This is a genomic window from Herbiconiux daphne (genome assembly GCF_024979295.1).
In the GTDB taxonomy this organism is placed as follows: domain Bacteria; phylum Actinomycetota; class Actinomycetes; order Actinomycetales; family Microbacteriaceae; genus Herbiconiux; species Herbiconiux daphnes.
In genome coordinates, this window is record NZ_JANLCJ010000004.1 from 116,832 (window position 1) to 134,369 (window position 17,538).

Here is a 17,538-nt window from a genome sequence, read left to right on the forward strand (position 1 = left end):
TTCCCGACCTGACGCTCCCGACCCGACGCTCCCGACCTGACGCTCCTGAAAGGACGATCCCCTTCGTGTCTGCCACTCCCCTCCGCCTCGCCGTCGACATCGGCGGCACCTTCGTCGACGCCATGGAACTCGACACCCGCACGGGCGTCGTGCGGTTCCGCAAAGCGTCGACCACCCCGGCCCGCCCGTGGGAGGGCGTGCTCGCGGCGGTCGACGCCCTCGGCACCGACCTGGCCGAGGTGGAGCTGTTCATCCATGGCACCACGCTCGGGCTGAACGCGGTGCTCGAGCGCCGGGGCGGCGCGACCGGCATCATCACGAACTACGGTCTGCGCGACATCTTCCTGCTCGGCCGCGGCAACGTGCCCGACGACCGGATGTACGACTTCCAGTACGAGCGCCCGGCCAGCCTGGTGCAGCGCCGGCACACCGCCGGCGTGCGCGGCCGGCTGAACCACCGCGGCGAAGAGCTCGAGCCGCTCGACGAGGAGGGCCTGCGCGAAGTCGCCCGCCAGCTGGTCGAAGACGAGGGCGTCATCTCGATCGCCGTCTGCTATCTGCACTCCTACCTCGACCCCTCGCACGAGCAGCGCACCGCCGAGCTGCTGCGCGAGTGGTACCCGCAGGTCACCGTCTCGGTCTCCACCGACATCGTGCGCGAGTACCGCGAGTACGAGCGCACCTCGACCACGGTGCTCGAGGCCTACATCCGCCCGATCTTCGAGCGCTACGTCGACGAGCTCGAGCGTGGCCTCGCCGAGAAGGGTTTCGCCGGCCGCTTCTTGATCATGCGCTCCGGCGGCGGCTCGATGACCTCGGGCACCGCGAAGAAGTCGCCGACCCACACCGTGCTCTCCGGCCCGGCCGGCGGCATCGTCGGCGGCGGCTACCTCGCCGAGGTGCTCGGCCGCCCGAACGTGCTCACCTTCGACATCGGCGGCACCTCACTCGACGCCTGCGTGATCGAAGACGGCGCGGCCGTGGTGACCCACGAGGCCGAGCTCGAGCACTTCCCGCTGCTGATGCCGGCTTACGACATCCGCACCATCGGCGCCGGCGGGGGCTCGATCGCCTGGATCGACCGGGGCCTTCTGAAGGTCGGCCCCGAGAGCGCGGGCGCGGTGCCCGGCCCGGTGTCCTACGGCCGCGGCGGCACCCGCCCGACGGTGACGGATGCCTCGGTCTGCCTCGGCTACGTCAACCCCGACAGCTTCTTGGCCGGCTCGATGCCGCTGCAGGCCGACGCGGCGATCGAGGCCGTTCGCCGCACGATCGCCGAGCCGCTCGGCCTCACCGTCGAGGCGGCCTCGGCCGGCATCTTCGACGTGATGCTCGCGAAGACCGTGGGCGCCGTGCGCCAGATCACGGTCGAGCGCGGCCACGACCCCCGGGTGTTCTCGCTGCTCGCCTTCGGCGGCGCCGGCCCGCTGGTCGCTCCCCTGCTGGCCCGCGAGATGGGTGTGCGCGAGGTCATCGTGCCCTTCGCCCCGTCGGGCTTCTCGGCCTGGGGCATGCTCAGCGCCGACATCGTGAACGACTTCTCGCGCACCCGCATGGAGGTGCTCGACGAGGTCGACCTCGACGACCTCCGCCGCGAACTCGCCGAGATCGGCGCCGAGGCGCTCGACTCCTTGCGCGAGCAGGGCGTGAGCGACGAGGTCGCCCGCCTCGAGAACCAGCTCGAGCTGCGCTACCTCGGCCAGGAGCACACGCTCACGGTCGTGGTCGGCGACGAGCTCGACCCCGAGGCCATCCGCGCCGCCTTCAACGAATTGCACGAGGCGCGCTACGGCCACTCGATGGACAGCAAGGTGCAGATCCTCACCGCCCGCGTGCGCGGCATCGGCCGCACGGTGCGGCCCGAACTGCCCGTCTACCCCGCGGGCGACGGCGACCCCACCCGGGCGCTCACCGCTCACCGCCAGGCCTTCGACTTCGGCACGCGAGCGGCCGCCGACTTCGCCGTCTACGACCGCAGCCTGCTGCAACCGGGCGACACCTTCCCCGGCCCCGCGCTTGTCGACGAGGGAACCTCGACCACCGTCGTGCACAGCGGGCAGCACGTGCGGGTCGACGAGCACGGCTACCTGCTGATCACCCTGGAGGAGAACGCATGACGCTCGACGGAGCCACCGTGGAGGTGGTGCGCAGCTATCTGATCGCGGCGGCCGAGGAGATGCGCACCACGCTCATCCGCACCGCGTTCAACCCGGTGATCTACGAGGTGCTCGACTTCGGCATCTCGCTCTACGACGAGAAGCTCGACCTGATCGCCGAGGCGCCCGGGCTCACCTTCTTCCTGGGCGCGAACGACTACTCGCTGCAGAAGGGCGTCGAATACGTCGGGGCCGAGAACCTCTACCCCGGCGACATCGTGATGCTCAACTACCCCTATTGGAACGCGGCCCACGCCTACGACGCCACCCTGTTCGCCCCGGTCTTCCTGCCCGACGAGGCGGCTCCGGATGCCGACGGCACCCTGGTGGGCTACGTCTGCGTGCGGGCGCACTGGATGGACCTGGGCGCCAAAGACGCCGGCTACGTGCTCGACTCCACCGACGTGCACCAGGAGGGCATGCTCTTTCCGGGCACCAAGGTGTTCTCGCGGGGCAAGGCCGTGCGCGACATCCACGAGCTGATCCGGTTCAACTCCCGCATGCCCGACGTGGTGCTCGGCGACCTGCACGCGCAGGTGTCGGCCATCCGCACCGGCGAGCGCCGGCTGATCGAGATCCTGCAGAAGTTCGGCAAGCCCGCCGTCGACGAGGCGGTCGCCGTCATCCGGGCACACAGCGAGCAGAACACCATCGACGCCCTGGCCGCGCTGCCGCAGGGCTCGTGGACCGCGGTCGACTGGATGGACGACGACGGCATCAGCGAGGACCCGATCCGGATGCAGGTGACCGTCACCATCGAGGACGGCACCTTCACGGTCGACTTCGCGGGCTCGGCTCCGGCGGCCAAGGGCCCCGTGAACATGCCCTTCGGCGCCACGATCGCGATCTGCAAGGTGGTGCTGAAGAACCTCACCTCGCCCGAGCAGCCGAGCAACGCCGGCACGACCGTGCCCCTGCGCGTGCTCGCCGAGCCGGGCACGCTGTTCCACGCCGTCTATCCGGCCCCGACCTTCACGCTCTGGACCGGGATCGTCGCGCTCGAGCTGATCTACAAGGCGCTGGCGCAGGGCATGCCCGAGCGGCTCGCCGCGTCGACCGGCGGCGACGTGCCCGGCTTCATGATGGTGGGCGATCACCCCGACACGGGCGAGTTCTTCGCCATCAGCAACAACGACCCGGTCGGCTGGGGCGGCACGCCCGAGCACGACGGCCTCGACGCCACCATCCACATCTCCGAGAGCACCGTGCGCAGCACGCCCATAGAGGTGCTCGAGGCGCGCAGCGGCATGCTCTTCGAGCGGCTCGAGATGCGCACCGACTCGGGCGGCGCGGGCAAGCACCGCGGCGGCACCGGGCTGCAGCGCGACATCCGTTTCGTCTCGCCGGGCGAGTTCCTCTCGGTGATCAAGAAGACGCGCACGAAGCCCTGGGCGCTCGAGGGCGGGCTCGAGCCCGACCCCAACCAGGTCGTGGTCTTTCCGGGCACCGACCGTGAGGAGCGGGTGAGCACGAAGCGCGTGCCGGTGCAGCCGGGCGACCTGATCCGCCTGCTCACGGCGGGCGGCGGCGGGCACGGCGACCCGGCCGAGCGCGACCCCGCCCTGGTGCGGCGCGACGTGTCGGAGGGGTACGTGTCGCGCGAGGCCGCGGCATCCGTCTACGGGGTCGAGCTCGATGAGTGACGCGGGAGCGCGTGCTGCCGCGACGGCGACCGTGCCGGCAGTCGACGGCGCGACCGTCGAGGTGGTGCGCAGCTACCTCGCGGCGGCGGCCGACGAGATGCGCAGCACGCTCATCCGCACCGCGTTCAACCCGGTGATCTACGAGGTGCTCGACTTCGGCATCTCGATCTACGACGAGCAGGCCCGGCTGGTGGCCGAGGCCCCCGGCCTCACCCGCTTCCTCGGCGCGAACGACTACTCGCTCAAGAAGGGCCTCGAGTACGTGGGGGTCGAGAACCTCGATCCGGGCGACGTGGTGCTGCTCAACTACCCCTACTGGAACGCGGCGCACTCCTACGACGCCACCCTGTTCGCACCGGTCTTCCTGCCCGACGACGAGACGCTGGTGGGCTTCGTCTGCGTGCGCGCCCACTGGATGGATCTCGGCGCGAAAGACCCGGGCTACGTGCTCGACTCCACCGACATGCACCAGGAGGGCCTGATCTTCCCGGGCACCAAGGTGTTCCGGCGGGGTGAGCCGGTGCACGACGTGCACGAGCTGATCCGGTTCAACTCGCGCATGCCCGAGGTGGTGCTGGGCGACCTGCACGCGCAGGTCTCGTGCCTGCGCACCGGGCAGCGGCGCATCGTCGACGTGGTCGAGAAGTTCGGGCTGGGGCTCGTGCGCGCCAGCATCGAGCGCTTCATGCAGCTCGGCGAGCAGGCGTCGCTCGAGGCGATCGCCGCACTGCCGCAGGGCAGCTGGACCGCGGTCGACTGGATGGACGACGACGGCATCACCGACGAGCCGGTGCGGCTCGAGGTGACCGTCACGATCGCCGACGGCACCTTCACCGTCGACTTCGCGGGCTCGTCGCCGATGGTGCGCGGCCCCGTGAACCTGCCGTTCGGCGCCACGATCGCCTGCGCCCGGGTGGCGTTCAAGGCCTTCACCACGCCGTTCGAGCCCACCAACGCCGGGCACATGCTGCCGCTGATCGTGAAGGCCGAGCCCGGCTCGCTCTTCCACGCCGTCTACCCGGCCGCCACGTTCACGCAGTGGACCGGCAACCTCGCCGTCGAGCTGATCTACAAGGCGCTCGCCCAGGGCATGCCCGACCGGCTCGCGGCCTGTTCGGGCGGCGACGTGCCGGGCTTCATGATGGCGGGCGCGCATCCCGACACCGGCACCTTTTTCGCCATCAGCAACAACGACCCCATCGGCTGGGGCGGCACCCCGAACCACGACGGCGCCGGCCCCCTCAACCACCTCTGCCAGACCGTGGCGCACAGCACCCCGATCGAGGTGCTCGAGGCCAAGAGCGGCATGCTCTTCGAGCGGCTCGAGGTGCGCACCGACTCGGGTGGGGCGGGCAAGCACCGCGGAGGGCCAGGTATCCGCCGCGACATCCGGTTCGTCTCCGATGGCGAATTCTTGTCGGTGATCAAGAAGACGCGCTCGAAGCCGTGGGCGCTCGACGGCGGGCAGCAGAGCGAACCGACGCAGGTGATCGCCTTTCCGGGCACTGCGCGCGAGCGGCGGCTCAGCACCCGGCGCATCGCCGTGGCCGCGGGCGAGCGCGTCACCCTGCTCACCGCGGGAGGGGCGGGTCATGGGCCCGTGGCCGACCGCGATCCGAACCTGGTTCGCCGAGACGTCGCCGAGGGCATCGTCTCGGCGGCCGCGGCATCCGACCTCTATGGAGTTGATCTCGATGACTGACCTTGCCTCTTCGACCGCGTTCCGGGGCACCGGGCCGAGCCCGTCGAATGCACTGCTGCACTCGCTGTTCATCGTCGACGCGGTCGCCGAGACGGCGACGCCGGGGGCGGTGTGGGTGCGCGACGGTGTGATCATGGCGGCCGGGCCCGAGGCCTCGGTGCGCCAGGCGGTGACGGATGCCGCCGACGCGGCCTCGGGGTCGCCCGTCGAGCTCGATCTCGGCGGGGCCTACCTCGCGCCGGGGCTGATGAACATGCACACCCACTTCTCGCTCGCGCTGCCGGGCGAGCGGGGCACCTACGTGGCGTCGCTCGACGACGCCGGCGTCGCCCTCTACATGGCCGACGGCGCCCGGCGCGCCCTGCACTCCGGTCTCACCACGGTGCGCTGCGTGGCCGAGCGGGGTCACGCCGACTTCGCGTTGCGCGACGCCATCGGCCGCGGGCTGCTGCCGGGGCCCGACATCCGCACGGCCGGGCAGGCCCTGGTCTGCACCGGCGGTCACGGGCACGAGAACGACGACACGATGGAATGCGACGGGCCGATCGGGTTCACCCGCGGGGTGCGCACGCAGATCAAGGCGGGCGCCGACCTGATCAAGGTGATGATCTCCGGCGGCATCGCCGGCAAGCACGAGGGCATCGCCACGCCGCAGCTCACGCGCGACGAGATGGCCGCGGTCATCTCGACCGCGCACGCCTGGGGGCGCAAGGTGACGGCGCACGCCGGGCCGGCGCCGATCATCGCCGAGGCGGTGTCGCTCGGGCTCGACTGCGTCGAGCACGGCTACGAGCTCACCCCCGAGGTCGCCCAGGCGATGGCGGCGGCGGGTACCGCGCTCGTGCCGACGCTCGTGGTGACGCGCTGCGGCTCGTTCTTCGACGAGCTCGGGGTGCCGGCCTGGATGCAGGAGCGCTCGCTGGCCGCCGGGCCGCGGCACATCGAGTCGTTCCAGATGGCGATCGAGGCGGGCGTGACCATCATGGTGGGCAGCGACATGCCGCCGTTCTGGCCGTTCGAGGGCACGACCGCGGTGGTGCGCGAGATGGAGCACATGAGCGAGAACGGCCTGGGGCCGGCGGCGACGCTGCGGGCCGGCACCATCACCTGCGCCGAATGGCTCGGAATCGCGGATGCCGTGGGCACCATCGCCGTCGGCAAGCGGGCCGACTTCATCGGGGTCGACGCCAATCCTCTCGACGACATCTCGGCGCTGCGGTCGCTGCGCTGGGTGATGAAGGCGGGCGAGGTCGTGCGCGACGATCGGCTGGTGATCGCGTGAGCGGGGCATCCGGCGCCGACACCGAGGTGCTCGACGGCATCCTCGACATGTACGACGCGTTCATGGCGCGCGACCGGGCGCGGTTCGACAGTCATCTCGACGCCGACGTCACCACCTGGGAGTCGCCGCTGCCGCGCATCATGACCCGCAGCGAGCTCGACCGCTACCGCGACGAGCGCCCACCCGCGGTCGTCGCGGCGGTGCTAGAGCTGCGGGTGGAGCCGGAGCGCATCGACGTGTGGGGCGACCACGCGCTCGCCCGCTACCTCTTCGTCGCGGTGCGCACCGGGGGCTCGGTCGAGACCTCGAGGGTGACGGATGTGCTGCGTCGCGGCGCTGACGGACGCTGGCTGATCGTGCACCATCATTCCGAGCTCTGGGCGGCCGACGTTCCGGCGCAGACGGAGGCAGAGGCAGAGGCAGAGGCAGAGGCCGTGGTCGCGGTCGCTCCGGCCACCGGGGCGGCCCCGGCGGCGGCGGAGGCGCGGGCGTGACCCGCTATCGCGCCGCCGTGGTGGAGCAGTTCGGCGAGCCCGGCTCGGTGCTGCACCTGGCCGAACGGGATCGGCCCGAGGTCGGGCCCGGGCAGCTCCGGTTGCGGTGCGAGGCCGTCGGCCTCAACTTTCTCGACGTGATGATGTGCCGGGGCGACTACCCGGCCGTGCCGGCGCCGCCGTTCGTGCCGGGTGTCGAGGTGAGCGGCGTGGTGATCGAGGCCGGTGCCGGTGTGGAGCACCTGCTCGGGTCGGCCGTGCTCGCCTGCCCGGCGCTGCCGAACGGGGCGCTCGGTGACGAGGTGGTGATCGACGCCTCTCTCGCCGTCGTGCGGCCGGCATCCGTCGACGCCGTGACGGCCGCGGCGTTGCCCGTGACCTACCAGACGTCGTGGTTCGCCCTGGAGCGGGCGCGGCTCGAGGCGAGCGACACGATTCTCGTCAATGCCGGGGCGGGTGGCGTGGGAACCGCCACCATCCAGTTGGCCAGGGCCCGCGGCATCCGGGTGCTCGCAACCGCGGGCGGCCCCGAGAAGACGGCCGTCTGCCTCGAGCACGGCGCCGACCTGGCCATCGACTACCGCGACGCGGATGTCGCGGCGCTCGTGCGCGAGGCCACGGGCGGGCGCGGCGTGAGCGCGGTGATCGATCCGGTCGGTGGGGCGATGACCGAGGTGTCGCTCGACAGCCTCGGCTTCGAGGGCCGGCTCGTGGCGGTCGGCACCGCGGCGGGATCGTCGCTGATCGATCCCGCGACGCTGATGGCGCGCAACGTCGACGTCGTGGGGCTGTCGTGGGGGTCGCGCTACCCGTGGGAACGGCCGGAGCAGGTGGCCGGCGTCTACCGCGCCCTGTTCGGCCTGCTCGAGGCGGGGCTCGTCGCGCCGCTGATCGACCGGGTCGTGGGGCTGGAGGAGGCTGGCGGTGCGCTCGACGATCTCGCCGCTCGGCGCACGCGCGGAAAGATCGTGGTCGCGATCGATGCCGCTGAAGGAGTAGGAGTGGACCATGACTGATGAGACCGGAGGGCACGGCGTCGAGCCGGGCACGGAGGCGGGCGGCGCGGCGGCAGGCACGGCGGGCGACGAGGGCGGCGCGTTCGACTCGGCGAACGACATGGAGCTGTACGACATCACCGTCGTCGTCGACCGCATCGAGGGCCGCTCGGTGTGCGGCATGCACGTGGGCGACTCGTTCGAGGTGGTGAACTCGAGTCAGCTGAAGATTCCGGGGCACTTCTGCTTCTATGCGCTGCAGGCGGTGCTGCCGATGATCCCGGCGAAGCAGCGCAAGCTGCCGGATGGCGACTGGCTCGAACGCGACTCGCTCGTGGCGTGTCCCGACCCCGAGGAACGCCTGATCATGCGCATCGAGCGCGGCGCCCTGTGCCCGATGCGGTCGGGCGACCTCACGTGAGGCGGGCCGAGATCGGGCTGGGCATTCAGAGCGACAAGCCCCCGGGCGCCTATGCGCCGCTCGCCGCGGCCGCCGAGGGCTTCGGGGTCGACGTGGTGAGTGTGTTCAGCGACCTGTTGTTCCAGCCGCCGATCGCCGCGCTGCTCGAGATGGCGGGGGCGACCTCGCGCATCCGGCTGGGCGCCGCGTGCTGGAACCCCTACTCGCTGCATCCCTACGAGATCGCCGGGCAGGTCGCCGCCCTCGACGCGGCCAGCGACGGGCGCGCCTACCTCGGTCTCGCGAAGGGCACCTGGCTCGACGCCATCGGCATCCAGCAGACGAAGCCGGTGGCGCACCTGCGCGAGGCGGCGGCGCACATCTACGCCCTGATCTCGGGTGAGGGCGCCGGGTATGAGGGCGAGATCTATCCGCTCGCGCCCGGCATCACGCTGCGCTACCCGGTGCGGCGCACCCGGCCGCCGCTGCTGCTCGGCAGCTGGGGTCCGCTCGGCGCGGCTCTGGCCGGCAAGATCGCCGACGAGCTGAAGGTGGGCGGCACCGCCAACCCCGCGATGGTCGCCGTGATGCGGGAGCGCATCGGGGTCGGCGCCGTGAAGGCCGGTCGCACCGCCGACGACGTGAAGCTCGTGCTCGGGGCCGTGACGGTGGTCGACCGCGACGGCGATGCCGCGCGATCGGCGGCGCGGCGCGAAGTCGCGATGTATCTCGCAGCCGTGGCCGACCTCGACCCGACGGTCGAGATTCCGGCCGACCTGCTCGGGTCGGTGCGTCGCCTCGTCGACGAGGGCGATCATCAGGGCGCCGGCGACCGCATCCCCGACGACGTGCTCGACCTGTTCGCGTTCTCGGGCACGCCCGAACACGTGGCCGCGCAGGCCCAGGCCATCATCGACGCCGGTGCCGATCGGGTCGACTTCGGCACCCCGCAGGGGCTCACCGACCAGGGCGGCATCGACCTCATCGGCCGCGCCGTGCTGCCGCTGCTCACCCTCGACCGCTGATGGGAGACGACATGGCCGACGACCAGACGCCCGCGGGTGCCGCGCCCTCCGCGGCCGAGGCGATGCCTGCGACTGCCGGGGCCGAGGGCGCGGTGACGGATGCCGCGGCCACCCGGGTCGCGGCCGGAGGCGGCCGAGCGGAAGCCGGGGTGCTCGTCGCGCTGGTGTCGAGCGCGGTGCCCGTGGAGCGCGGGCGGCTCGAGCGGGCCGTGCACGCGGCGGTGTCGCGGCGCGGCTGGGACGCGCGCGTGCAGTGGGTCGAGGCGGCCGAGAGCTGGTCGGCGGCGCTCGCTGCGGACGATGCCGACGCATTCCTCGTGATGCCCGGCGAGGCGGTCGACCTCCCGCTCGATCTCGATCTCGATGTCGATCCCGATCTCCGCGCTGCCGTCGGGCCCGGCACCGGCGCGACGACCCCGCCGATCGTGCGGTTCGACCTCGGAGCACGGGAGTTCGACCCGTCGCCCGCACTCGTGCACCACGTGCGGGCGCTGGGGCTCGAGGGGTTGCAGTTCGTTGTTCCCTCAGCGATCGCGGCGGCGCGGCATCCGGCGGTTCGGGTTTCGTATGGCGCCGATCGCGAGCAGTACGGTGACTGGCGCGAACCCTCGTCGGCGCTGCGAGGCGAGGCGGATGCCGCCAGGCCGGGTGCGTCCGTCACGCCCGCACCGATCGGCGTGCTCGTTCACGGCGGTTTCTATCGGTCGCGGTGGCAGGCCGGCCTGATGGACGAGCTCGCGGTCGACCTCGGCCGCCGGGGGTGGGCGAGTTGGAACCTCGAGTACCGCCGGCCCGACCTGCACGGCTGGGCGGCGACGCTGAGCGACCTGCACGCCGGCATCGCGCGGCTCGAGAGTCTGCGCACCGCGCCCGACCAGCCGGTCGTGCTGTTCGGGCACTCCGCGGGCGGGCAGTTGGTGCTGCAGCTCGCTGAAGAGATCGCGGCATCCGGCGCGTCGGCCGCGGTGCCGGTTGCGCTGTCGGTGTCGCTCGCGGGCGTGGTCGATCTGGTCGCGGCGCACGACCGCTACATGGGCGAGGGCGCGGTGGCGATCGCGCTCGGCGGTTCGCCGGCCGACCTGCCCGAGCGCTACGCCGCGGCCTCGCCGATCGCCTACGCGCACCGGGCTGCCACGTGGTTGCTCGTGCAAGGCGTCGACGACTCGGCCGACCTGGTGGAGATGAATCGGCGGCTCGCGGCGTCGGCCGCCGTGTCGCACCCCGAGCTGCTGCAGCGTGCCGGCCACCACTTCAGCGTCATCGACCCCACGACGGAGATCTGGCGCGCGACCATGGATCGCGTCACCGAGCTGCTGCGCCCCGACACCGACCGTTCCTGACCGAGTCGACCGCGCTCATCGTGCGTCGGGCGGCCCGCGCCGTCGGATAGGTGCCGTCGGATAGGTTGGGTGCGCCGACCATCCGCCCGAACGTCAGGACGACCACCGATGAAGCGCGTCACCCCGACCGGTGTCTCGGTGACGAACGTCGCCATCGCCGCGCTCGTCGGTCTCGCTCTCGTCAGATTCGCCTTGACGTCGTCTGGAGCCGATTGGGCTGCGTCCACGCCACGTGCGGCGACCGTTCAATGGGTCGTGCTGATCGTGTCGGCGGTTCTCATCATCGCGACTCTCAGCGTGCCCTTTTGGCTGTTGCGGCGGGGCAACCGCGCGACAGGGCCGGTCATGTCGCTGATCGCCCTCTGGTTGCTTGTCGTCGCGATCGAGTTCGTCGACGTCGTGAGCGTCGTATCGGCGGTGGTGGGGGTCGTCGGCGCCGTCGCGATCTGGTTGCCGTCGTCGCGGGCGCACCTCGCCGTCGTTCGTCACTACCGGCGGGAGCGGGCACACCTCACCGGCGTGGGTCTTTCACGACGGGCTGGCGTGAGTCGTTCCCGGCAGGCCGACGTGAGCGGTCAGCAACCGGCCCGCGGCAGGCGGTGACAACGCCTCGCGACACCGCGCGAAAGGTCTCTCGCCGGACGCCCCGAGCAATGCCGACGCCCGCTCGACGCCGATGCCGATGCGCTAGTCCTCGTCGTTGACGATCGCGGCGACCGCGTCGATCTCGACGAGGGCCCCCGGGCGCGCCGGGGTGACCGCGAGCACCGAGACCGCGGTGCGATGCGCTCCCCACACCGCGCCGGTGGCGGCATACGCCTCGGTGGGATCGATGCCGGTCGCGAGATAGATCGTGAGCTTCACGACGTTCTCGGGCCCGGTGCCCGCCTCGGCGAGCACGGCCAGAACGTTGCGGAGGGCCTGTTCGGTCTGCGCCTGCAGCCCGTCGAGCAGGGCGCCCGAGGCGTCGGTGCCGTTCTGGCCGCCGACATAGAGGGTGGGGCCGGCCGGCGCGATCATTCCTTGCGCGAAGGCCGGACTGCTGAACAGCCCTGCAGGGTCGACGGGGGTGACTCCGGTTGACATGGCGGTGTCCTTTCTGCGTGTGGTGACCCGAGTATGCCGCTCGCCGCCGACACCGCGCCAGCCACGCACCGCGGTGTGCCTTTTGCACGAGCCGTTCCGGTGCTCCACGATGAGACCACACCTACGCCGACCGAAGGATGTCCCATGCTCATCGCCTACTGGATCGTGGCCGGCTTGCTCGCCCTCTTCTACCTCTACAGCGGCGGATCGAAGCTGCTGCAGAGCCGCGAGCGCCTGCAGCCCATGATGCACTGGGTCGAGCGCGCCCCGATGGCCGGGGTGCGCACGATCGGCGCCCTCGAGGTGCTCGCCGCCATCGGACTCATCGTGCCGCCACTCACCGGCATCGCCCCGTGGCTCGCGCTCGCCGCCGCGGTGGGCCTGGTGCTGCTGCAGATCGGCGCCATCGCCCTGCACCTCGTGCGAGGCGAGGCGCGGCAGCTCGGCATCAACATCGGCGCCCTCGTGGCCGCCGCGGTGACGATCTGGTTGGCCACCGTCTGGCTCTGATCGAAGGCCGTCGCCGACCGCTGTCGCCCCGGCCCGGGTGGCGTTACGGTGACGGGATGAGCAAGAACACGGCCGGGCGACGTCGCATCGCCGTCGGCGGGGCACTGGTCGCCCTGGCGGCGACCCTGCTCAGCGGTTGCACCACCGGCGGCTCCGCCGCGTCGACGACATCGGCGGAGCCACCCGGCGAGCCGGCGACTTCTGCCGCGGCATCCGGCGACGAAGCCCTCGCGGCCGACGTGCGCGACACGATCACCCGCGCCATGCGCGACTGGGGGATGCGAGCCGTCATCGTGCGCGTCACCCGGGGCGACCAGCCGGTCATCACCGAGGCGTTCGGGGAGTCGATGACGGGCGTGCCCGCGACGCCCGACATGCACTTCCGCAACGGAGCGGTCGCGATCTCGTATGTGGCGACCGCACTGCTCGAACTCGTCGACGACGGCACCGTCTCGCTCGACGACACGCTCGGCACGTGGCTTCCGGATGTGCCGAATGCCGACCGGGTGACGCTCGGGCAGCTGGCACAGATGACCTCGGGCTACGCCGACTACGTGGCCGACGCCGACTTTCTCGACCAGCTGAACGCCGACCCGTTCCGGCAGTGGCAGCCCGACGAACTCGCCGCCTACGGCACCTCGAAGCCGCTGATCTACGAGCCGGGCACGAACTGGAACTACTCGCACACGAACTACGTGCTGCTGGGGCTGGCGCTCGAGAAGATCACGGATGAGCCGATGGAACAGCTTCTGCAGGAGCGGGTGCTCGACCCGCTCGGCCTCGACAACACCCGGCCGTCGAGCACCGCCGAGATCGCCGAACCCGTGCTGCACGCCTTCACCGCCGAGCGACGCGAGTTTCTCGGCATCGCCGACGGCACCCCTTTTCTCGAGGAGTCGACCTTCTGGAATCCGTCGTGGACCATCACGCGCGGCGCGATCCAGTACACCGACATCGTCGACATGACCCGCACGGCTCGGGCGATCGGAACCGGCGAGTTGCTCTCCCCCGCCCTGCACGAGAAGCAGCTGAACCTCGACACGCGCGGGCATTCGTCGACCATCGAGGGCTGCTCGACGTGCTTTCCGCACTCCGAGATCTACACCTACGGCATCGGCGTGGTGATGATGGGTGACTGGATTCTGCAGAACCCCATGTTCAGCGGCACCGCGGCCGTGGAGGCCTACCTGCCCGACGACGACATCTCGCTCGCCGTGGCCGTGACGTTCGACGAGAGTGCGTTCGACGACGCCGGGCAGGTGCCGAATCTCGCGACGAACCTGTTCCGCGAGCTCGCGGGGGTCGTGGCTCCGGGTCACGCGCCGCCGACACGCTGATCGCTGAATTGGAATAGCCAACTCATCCGTGCGTTGTCTCCTGGGACGGGCGGCACCGGCCGCCCCTGATCTCACCTGGAGCACATGATGTCGACATCCCTCGCCGGAGCCACCGTTCTCGTCACCGGAGCGAACGGCGGGCTCGGCACGCAGTTCGTCGAGCAGGCCCTCGCCCGTGGGGCGGCCAAGGTCTATGCCACGGCGCGCACCCCGCGCGACTGGGCCGACGACCGTGTCGTGCCGCTGACCCTCGATGTCACCGACGAGGCATCCGCGGCCGCTGCGGCGGCGATCGCGCACGACACCACCGTCGTCATCAACAACGCCGGCGTCGCCGGGGGCGGCTCGCTCACCTCGGGAAGCGTCGACGACATCCGCCGCATCATGGAGACGAACTTCTTCGGCGCCGTCATCGTGGCCCGGGAGTTCGCCCCCGTGCTCGCGGCCAACGGCGGGGGCGCCCTGCTCGACGTGCACTCCGCGCTGAGCTGGATCGGTCTGGCCGGCGCCTACAGCGCCTCGAAGGCGGCGCTCTGGTCGGCGACGAACTCGCTGCGCCTCGAGCTGGCACCCCAGGGAACCCAGGTCGTGGGCCTGCACCTGGGCTACGCCGACACCCCGATGACCGCCGGGGTCGACGCACCGATGAGCGACCCGGCCGACATCGTGCGCGCGGCCTACGACGGCCTCGAGGCCGGCGAACTCGAGATTCTCGCCGACGAGGTGAGCGTGAACGTCAAGGCCGGTCTCGCGGGCCCCATCGCCGCCCTGTACCCGCAGTTCGCGGTCTGAGGCATCCGCCGACGGGGCCCGACCCGGTCAGCACCGGTGGCCGGGTCGGGCCCCAGGGTCGGCTCCCGCTCTGGTGATCGTCGAGCGTCGAAGATAGCGTGAAGGTCCGACGCGCGTCGCGAGCGTCCCGCTGGCGCCTTGATCGAACGGAGCGACCGTGCCCCCACGACTCAGTGCCCAGCAGATGTTCATCGTCGGTCTCGCGCTCACCGCAGCGGGCGTCGTGGCGCAGATCTTCGGCGCCGAACTGGCGAACAGCCTGATCGGTCCGCAGGGTCTGCTCGCCGGCGTCGCCTACTCGGTCGCCGGGCTCGTGGCCCAGGTGCTGCTCACGCTCGGCCTGGTGCTGCTCGCGGTTTCGCCGCTCGCCCGGCTCATCGAGAACCCGCCGAAGCGACCCGACGACCGCACGGTGCTGCTGCGCGAAACCCTCGACCGTCGCGCCCGCCTCAAGCGCGCAGACGGCCGCGAGCGTCGCTGACGCCGATACTCGTCAGTCGTGCGTCAGCCGTGCGTCAGCCGTGCGCCGGCACACCGAGCGCCGCCGTCAGGGCATCGAACGCGGCGGTCTCGGGGTCGATCAGCTCGAAGTGGCCGACGCCGGCCAGACGGTTCAGGATGACGCGGTCATCGCGCGCGGCATACCGGCTGCTGAAGGCTGCCGGCACGTCGGGGTCGTCGTCGCCGTGCAGCACGACGGTGGCCACACCTCGCGACACCGGAACCGGCAGTCGCATCGGGTCGGCCGCCGCCAACCGCTCGTCGAACCCCGGCGCCGCCACGTCGAGCAGCTCGCCCACCGCTCCGCCGCTCAGAGCGAGGTCGTGCGCGCTTCCGAGGTCGAGCACCCCCGCGAGCGACACCACGCGGTCAACCGCTCCTCGACGGCGAGCGCTCGAGGGCGTCGGCGCGGCGCCGGATGCCGCCACCGATCGAGCACCGCCCTCTGCACCTGCGCCACCGACCTCCGCGCCTGCGTCGCCGTCGGCCTTCGCACCCACCGCCTGGCTCCACACCGCGAGGTGTCCGCCGGCCGAGTGACCCACGAGTGACGTCTGCCCGCCCAGGGCCCCCGGCCCCAGTGCGTCGACCACGAGGCCCGGCAGCGACGAGATCGCGAGCAGCACGTCGTCGAACGTTCCCGGATGCCCGCCGCCCGCGTCTCCGACCCGACGGTACTCCGGCAGCGCCACCGTGAGACCCCGATCGGCGAGCGCCGCCGCCAGCGGCCGCAGGTGCAGCCGGTCGTAGCGGTTGCGCCAGAAGCCGCCGTGCAGCAGCACCACGAAGCCGCGGCTCGCGGCACCCGGAGCACCCGCGGAGTCAGCCGCACCCGCGGCATCCGGAGCCGCCACGGTATCCGCCGCACCCGCGCCATCCGGAGCCGCCGCATAAAGATCGGCGACCTGCAACGCCGACGGCCCGTAGGCCACCGTGAGCTCCGGCGCACGGGCCACGCGGTCGAGGATGTCGCCGCTCATCGCCCGGGCGACACCGCCACGAGCGACTCCCGAACCGCCTCGATCACCACGGCCACCTCGGCGAAGCTCGTCGACAGCGGCGAGAGCCCGATGCGGATGCCGGTGGGCGCCCGGAAATCGGGGATGATCCCCCGCTCCCACAACCCCGCCATCATGCCCGCGAACTCCGGGTGGTCGATGGTGATGTGGCTTCCCCGCACCTCGTGGTCGCGCGGCGTCGACAGCTCGACCCCGAGCGGCGCGAGCTGCTCGTCGACGAGGGCGATCGCGAAGTCGGTCAGGTCGAGCGACTTCGCCCGGATGGCGGCGATGCCGGCCTCCTCGATCAGATCGAGCATCGCACTCATGGCGAGCATGCCCAGAATCGGCGGGGTGCCGCTGAGAAAACGGCGGATGCCCTCGGCCGGGTGGTAGGTGTGCGCCATCTGGAACGGGTTGCGATCGCCCATCCAGCCCCAGATCGGCTGACGCACCTCGGGGATCAGGTCGCGCCGCACATAGAGGAAGGCCGGCGAACCCGGACCTCCGTTGAGGTATTTGTAGGTGCATCCGGTGGCGAAGTCGACGCCCCACTCGTCGAGCGACATCGGCACCGAGCCGACCGAATGGCAGAGATCCCAGATCACGAGCGCACCGTGGGCGTGCGCGAGCGCGGTGATGCCCCGGATGTCGGCGACATAACCCGAGCGGTAGGCGATGTGGCTCAGCAGCACCACCGCGGTCGACGGCCCGAGGGCCGGTCGCAGGTCGTCGGCGGTGACGCCGGTGGTGGGGTCGGCGTCGATCCAGCGGATGCTCGCGCCGGTCTCGTGGGCGACGCCCTGCACCACGAAGCGGTCGGTCGGGAAGTTGCCGCGGTCGATCACGATCTCGGTGCGGCCGGGGTTCGCGTCGAGAGCGGCGCGCACGAGCTTGTAGAGCGACACCGTCGTGGAGTCGCTCACGATGGTCTGGCCCGGGGCGGCGCCGAGGGTCGAACGGCCGATGCGGTCACCGAGGGTGACGGGCAGCTCGAGCCAGGATTCATCCCAGCCGCGGATGAGCCGGCCACCCCACTGGTTGCGGATGAAGTCGGCGTAGAGGTCGGGCAGCGCCTTCGGCGGGCGGCCGAGCGAGTTGCCGTCGACGTAGGCGGCGACCGAGGGGTCGTCGGCGCCCACGAATCGGTCGCGGAACCCGCGCAACGGGTCGCGCGCGTCGAGCTCGGCGGCGGTGCCGGCGGCCGCTGCGGCCGAAGCCGAAGCCGAAGCCGAGGTGTCGGGCGCTCCGCCCGGGGTCGAGGAAGAGCCAGCCAT

At 71.6% G+C, this 17,538-nt stretch carries 17 protein-coding genes; 14 read left to right on the forward strand and 3 right to left on the reverse strand.

Annotated features, from left to right (window positions below; all coding sequences use genetic code 11):
* The first annotated feature begins 65 nt into the window (after positions 1-65).
* The 10 genes from N1032_RS11830 (at position 66) to N1032_RS11875 (ending at position 11,640) form a co-directional block, all read left to right on the forward strand.
* The gene (locus N1032_RS11830) at positions 66-2,117 is read left to right on the forward strand and encodes a hydantoinase/oxoprolinase family protein (RefSeq protein ID WP_259539291.1); all 2,052 of its coding nucleotides are present in this window, start codon (positions 66-68) and stop codon (positions 2,115-2,117) included.
* Positions 2,114-3,799, forward strand: coding sequence for a hydantoinase B/oxoprolinase family protein (locus N1032_RS11835; RefSeq protein ID WP_259539292.1), 1,686 nt, complete (start codon positions 2,114-2,116; stop codon positions 3,797-3,799). Before N1032_RS11830 ends, N1032_RS11835 begins: the two co-directional genes overlap by 4 nt.
* Complete coding sequence (locus N1032_RS11840) at positions 3,792-5,501, forward strand: hydantoinase B/oxoprolinase family protein (protein WP_259539293.1); 1,710 nt, start codon at positions 3,792-3,794, stop codon at positions 5,499-5,501. Before N1032_RS11835 ends, N1032_RS11840 begins: the two co-directional genes overlap by 8 nt.
* Positions 5,494-6,783, forward strand: coding sequence for a metal-dependent hydrolase family protein (locus tag N1032_RS11845; protein ID WP_259539294.1), 1,290 nt, complete (start codon positions 5,494-5,496; stop codon positions 6,781-6,783). The genes N1032_RS11840 and N1032_RS11845 overlap by 8 nt, the downstream gene beginning before the upstream one ends.
* Positions 6,780-7,277 (forward strand): YybH family protein, encoded by a 498-nt coding sequence (locus N1032_RS11850; RefSeq protein ID WP_259539295.1) that lies wholly within the window; start codon positions 6,780-6,782, stop codon positions 7,275-7,277. Before N1032_RS11845 ends, N1032_RS11850 begins: the two co-directional genes overlap by 4 nt.
* Positions 7,274-8,293, forward strand: a complete 1,020-nt coding sequence (locus N1032_RS11855; RefSeq protein ID WP_259539296.1) for an NADPH:quinone oxidoreductase family protein — start codon at positions 7,274-7,276, stop codon at positions 8,291-8,293. Before N1032_RS11850 ends, N1032_RS11855 begins: the two co-directional genes overlap by 4 nt.
* Positions 8,286-8,693 (forward strand): TIGR04076 family protein, encoded by a 408-nt coding sequence (locus N1032_RS11860; RefSeq protein WP_259539297.1) that lies wholly within the window; start codon positions 8,286-8,288, stop codon positions 8,691-8,693. Before N1032_RS11855 ends, N1032_RS11860 begins: the two co-directional genes overlap by 8 nt.
* Positions 8,663-9,697, forward strand: a complete 1,035-nt coding sequence (locus N1032_RS11865; RefSeq protein ID WP_259539298.1) for an LLM class flavin-dependent oxidoreductase — start codon at positions 8,663-8,665, stop codon at positions 9,695-9,697. Before N1032_RS11860 ends, N1032_RS11865 begins: the two co-directional genes overlap by 31 nt.
* Entirely contained in the window at positions 9,697-11,037 is a 1,341-nt protein-coding gene (locus N1032_RS11870) for an alpha/beta hydrolase family protein (protein WP_259539300.1), read from the forward strand. The genes N1032_RS11865 and N1032_RS11870 overlap by 1 nt, the downstream gene beginning before the upstream one ends.
* Before the next feature lie 108 nt (positions 11,038-11,145).
* The gene (locus tag N1032_RS11875) at positions 11,146-11,640 is read left to right on the forward strand and encodes a hypothetical protein (protein WP_259539301.1); all 495 of its coding nucleotides are present in this window, start codon (positions 11,146-11,148) and stop codon (positions 11,638-11,640) included.
* 84 nt (positions 11,641-11,724) lie between these two features.
* Here the strand turns inward: N1032_RS11875 and N1032_RS11880 are convergent, their stop codons facing one another.
* Entirely contained in the window at positions 11,725-12,123 is a 399-nt protein-coding gene (locus tag N1032_RS11880; RefSeq protein WP_259539302.1) for a RidA family protein, read from the reverse strand.
* Positions 12,124-12,267: 144 nt separating this feature from the next.
* Between N1032_RS11880 and N1032_RS11885 the strand changes: the two genes are divergently transcribed.
* The 4 genes from N1032_RS11885 (at position 12,268) to N1032_RS11900 (ending at position 15,243) form a co-directional block, all read left to right on the forward strand.
* The gene (locus tag N1032_RS11885) at positions 12,268-12,633 is read left to right on the forward strand and encodes a DoxX family protein (protein ID WP_259539303.1); all 366 of its coding nucleotides are present in this window, start codon (positions 12,268-12,270) and stop codon (positions 12,631-12,633) included.
* A 56-nt stretch (positions 12,634-12,689) separates the two neighbouring features.
* Positions 12,690-13,970 carry a serine hydrolase domain-containing protein gene (locus N1032_RS11890; protein ID WP_259539304.1) on the forward strand — a complete coding sequence of 427 codons (1,281 nt, stop codon included), beginning with the start codon at positions 12,690-12,692 and terminating at the stop codon, positions 13,968-13,970.
* A gap of 84 nt (positions 13,971-14,054) precedes the next feature.
* Positions 14,055-14,762: an SDR family oxidoreductase gene (locus tag N1032_RS11895; RefSeq protein ID WP_259539305.1), complete on the forward strand. Its 708-nt coding sequence runs from the start codon at positions 14,055-14,057 to the stop codon at positions 14,760-14,762.
* Positions 14,763-14,919: 157 nt separating this feature from the next.
* Complete coding sequence (locus tag N1032_RS11900; RefSeq protein ID WP_259539306.1) at positions 14,920-15,243, forward strand: hypothetical protein; 324 nt, start codon at positions 14,920-14,922, stop codon at positions 15,241-15,243.
* Between the two features lie 34 nt (positions 15,244-15,277).
* On the opposite strand, the gene N1032_RS11905 is transcribed toward N1032_RS11900, so the two are convergent.
* Together N1032_RS11905 and kynU are read right to left on the reverse strand one after the other, a co-directional pair.
* Positions 15,278-16,243, reverse strand: a complete 966-nt coding sequence (locus N1032_RS11905; RefSeq protein WP_259539307.1) for an alpha/beta fold hydrolase — start codon at positions 16,241-16,243, stop codon at positions 15,278-15,280.
* The gene (kynU, locus tag N1032_RS11910) at positions 16,240-17,538 is read right to left on the reverse strand and encodes a kynureninase (protein ID WP_259539308.1); all 1,299 of its coding nucleotides are present in this window, start codon (positions 17,536-17,538) and stop codon (positions 16,240-16,242) included. The genes N1032_RS11905 and kynU overlap by 4 nt, the downstream gene beginning before the upstream one ends.

Excerpts from the sequence above, each read along its gene's own strand:
- N1032_RS11885 (WP_259539303.1), top strand. The coding sequence starts at position 12,268 with ATGCTCATCGCCTACTGGATCGTGGCCGGCTTGCTCGCCCTCTTCTAC.
- N1032_RS11905 (WP_259539307.1), bottom strand. The coding sequence starts at position 16,243 with ATGAGCGGCGACATCCTCGACCGCGTGGCCCGTGCGCCGGAGCTCACG.
- N1032_RS11860 (WP_259539297.1), top strand. The coding sequence starts at position 8,286 with ATGACTGATGAGACCGGAGGGCACGGCGTCGAGCCGGGCACGGAGGCG.
- N1032_RS11840 (WP_259539293.1), top strand. The coding sequence starts at position 3,792 with ATGAGTGACGCGGGAGCGCGTGCTGCCGCGACGGCGACCGTGCCGGCA.
- N1032_RS11835 (WP_259539292.1), top strand. The coding sequence starts at position 2,114 with ATGACGCTCGACGGAGCCACCGTGGAGGTGGTGCGCAGCTATCTGATC.
- N1032_RS11870 (WP_259539300.1), top strand. The coding sequence starts at position 9,697 with ATGGGAGACGACATGGCCGACGACCAGACGCCCGCGGGTGCCGCGCCC.
- N1032_RS11875 (WP_259539301.1), top strand. The coding sequence starts at position 11,146 with ATGAAGCGCGTCACCCCGACCGGTGTCTCGGTGACGAACGTCGCCATC.
- N1032_RS11890 (WP_259539304.1), top strand. The coding sequence starts at position 12,690 with ATGAGCAAGAACACGGCCGGGCGACGTCGCATCGCCGTCGGCGGGGCA.
- kynU (WP_259539308.1), bottom strand. The coding sequence starts at position 17,538 with ATGGCTGGCTCTTCCTCGACCCCGGGCGGAGCGCCCGACACCTCGGCT.
- N1032_RS11845 (WP_259539294.1), top strand. The coding sequence starts at position 5,494 with ATGACTGACCTTGCCTCTTCGACCGCGTTCCGGGGCACCGGGCCGAGC.
- N1032_RS11895 (WP_259539305.1), top strand. The coding sequence starts at position 14,055 with ATGATGTCGACATCCCTCGCCGGAGCCACCGTTCTCGTCACCGGAGCG.
- N1032_RS11880 (WP_259539302.1), bottom strand. The coding sequence starts at position 12,123 with ATGTCAACCGGAGTCACCCCCGTCGACCCTGCAGGGCTGTTCAGCAGT.